3 protein-coding genes are annotated in these 2,511 nt (G+C 58.9%); 1 reads left to right on the top strand and 2 read right to left on the bottom strand.

Annotated features, from left to right (window positions below):
- Positions 1–240: 240 nt before the first annotated feature.
- Positions 241–1,623: an IS66 family insertion sequence element accessory protein TnpB gene (tnpB, locus tag CQ13_RS45505; RefSeq protein WP_245309125.1), complete on the bottom strand. Its 1,383-nt coding sequence runs from the start codon at positions 1,621–1,623 to the stop codon at positions 241–243.
- On the bottom strand, positions 1,533–1,997 hold the full coding sequence (locus CQ13_RS45510; protein ID WP_063800060.1) for a reverse transcriptase family protein: 465 nt from the start codon (positions 1,995–1,997) through the stop codon (positions 1,533–1,535). The genes tnpB and CQ13_RS45510 overlap by 91 nt, the downstream gene beginning before the upstream one ends.
- Before the next feature lie 323 nt (positions 1,998–2,320).
- Between CQ13_RS45510 and CQ13_RS42810 the strand changes: the two genes are divergently transcribed.
- A partial coding sequence (locus tag CQ13_RS42810; protein WP_347337029.1) for a transposase occupies positions 2,321–2,511 on the top strand: 191 nt, incomplete at its 3' end.

The following is a 2,511-nucleotide window of genomic DNA, read 5'->3' on the forward strand; positions in this document are numbered from 1 at the left end:
ATGGGTGATCACGATGGCCTGGAATCGGTGATCACGATCGGCTGGAACGCGCACCCTGAGATCGGCGACTTCGCTCTCCAGAACATCGGCGCGGGCCGCCTTCTCGGCCATGGCAAGCACCATGGCTTTCAACATCTTTCGGGAGGTTGAGATCGGGTGGCGTCATTGGCCCGACCAGAGCACATTTTGCCTCGTTTCTCTTGCCCTTTCAGCTCAATGATTCACTTCGCCGCAGTGCTTTTACCCAACAATCTCCGGCGGCTTGACCGCCACGGTCCGGACCCGCTTCCAATCCATCCCGTCCACCAGTGCCATCAACTGCGCGGGATTCATCTGCACCCGATGATGCCCGATCCGCGGCCAGCAGAACTTCGCCTTTTCAAGACGTTTTAAATAGAGGCACACGCCGGAGCCATCCCACCATACGATCTTTATTCTGTCGGCTCTTTTGGCCCGGAAGACATAAAGCGCACCATCGAACGGATCTGAGCCGGCATCACGCACAAGCGCAACAAGACCATCGATACCCTTGCGCTTATGTGGTGCACCACATAAGCGCAATTGATCGGGATAGGGGGATGTCTCGCGACGCCACCCCTCCCACACCACCGGGCATACGGGTCCGTACCACGGCGGTTCGATCGAGTAAGCCGGCACAGGCATGAAGATTCGGGGGAGACCAAGAGAGTCGAACACCTGATTTCGTAGGGCGTGTTGAACCGCCGGGTGTCCGGACATGCGCCAGAGTCCCGTCGGTGAACCGGCAGCGACCGATGCGGCGAACTTCGCGATGCCGAGGCGGCGAAGCTCCGTGAATCGGTTATGCCCGTTCCGCCATTGTCGCCAGAGATACAAACGCAGTCTCCGGCGGATCCAGGCTTCCAGGTTCGTTAGCACGCGCGGGGTCTGGCAGAAGCCGAAGTACCCGCGCCATCCGATGAGGTATGGCGTGAGGTCTGCGATCATCTGCCGCAGACTGATCCCTCGCGTCCGACATGTGATTTCCCGGATTCGGTCTTTGAACTTGTCGAGGGCTTTCGGCGCAATGCGTCGCTCGCTCCCGTCATTCGCAATGCTGAATCCGAGAAATTTACGTTCCTCGGGTCGCGCCACCGCGCTTTTGGCCTCGTTGACTTTCAAGCGGAGCTTGTCGGTCAGGAACCGGCTTATCGAGGCCCTCACCCTTTCGCCGGCGTGATGGCTGCGAACATAAATGTTGCAGTCATCCGCGTAACGGCAGAACCGGTGACCACGTCGAGCCAATTCCTTGTCGAGATCATCGAGCACGATATTGCTGAGGAAGGGCGAGAGCGGACCGCCTTGCGGGGTCCCTTCGTCCACCGGTCGGACCAAACCATCTTCCAATACCCCGGCATTCAGGAATGCCCGGATAAGCTTGAGCACGCGTTTATCGGGTATCCGTGCGGCGACGCGCGCCATCAGGATGTCGTGGTTAACTCGGTCGAAAAATCTTTCCAAATCGAGATCAACCACTACGTTGTAGCCATCGGCGACGTAACGCTGTGCCTGGGCTACAGCCTGGTGGGCGGACCGCCCCGGCCGAAATCCGAAACTGTGCTCCGAAAACGTCGGATCCCATCGCTCTTGGAGAACTTGCAACACGGCTTGTTGAGTTTCCTGACCCCGCCATCCGGCTTCGGGATTTTGACCCGCTTAACCGGCTGCGGCCGATAGTTTCCGTCGAGCAGCTGAGACCGAATGTTTGGCCAGTGCTGACGCAGGAACGCCTTCGCGTCATCGATGGTCATCCCATCAACGCCGGGGCTTCCTTTGTTCCTTTTAACACGCTTCCACGCTCTTTCGAGGTTCTCTCGGTCGCACACCTCCTCCATCAGTTGTTCCGTGAAAGCCGAGTTTTCGGTAGCTGATTTCGCCATGAATGGTTCGGTCTCCTCGTCACCGCGCGCCGGGGCTTCACCCCGGTCCTTCGGTTCCAAGGCCAGCACTTGCTGGTTGTTCTGCCGCTTTCTATTCACGAGATACCAGTCCTACTTGCTCTCTCAATCGTTCGGGCCTTCAGCCATCGTTTCCGGCGCCGCCTATCTGTTTTCTCCACCTTTCGGGCTTGAAGTGCCTCAATAGCTTTGCCGACAGCCTGACCTAATACGCCCTCAGCTGACTTCTGCCCGGTGGTCAGACGGCCTCGCGGTCGCCTCAGTCGCCCGAGGGCGACACCGGACAGATCTCCCGGGGTAAGCTCAATCGCCTCCGGTGCACAACCGCCGGATCTACGCTTCGCATCCTTGATGGATCTGGACTTCGCGATGTATCGCCCGCTCGTCCGACGCTTGCGCCTCATATCCGGTTTTTGTTCATCGGCTCGCACCTTCGATCCACGCTTCCTTCAGACCCCGCTTCGCGCTGGATCGCGTGCCGGCCCGGCTTCTCTCTTCCCGTGGCCGTGCTTTCCCGTCTGTTCCGGCGCCTATTTCTCAGCGCCTTGCAAAAGTCGTTCGATACCGGCGAGCTACAATTCTTCTCGTCGCTGGA

The sequence above is a fragment of the Bradyrhizobium retamae genome (assembly GCF_001440415.1).
Classification (GTDB): Bacteria; Pseudomonadota; Alphaproteobacteria; order Rhizobiales; family Xanthobacteraceae; genus Bradyrhizobium; species Bradyrhizobium retamae.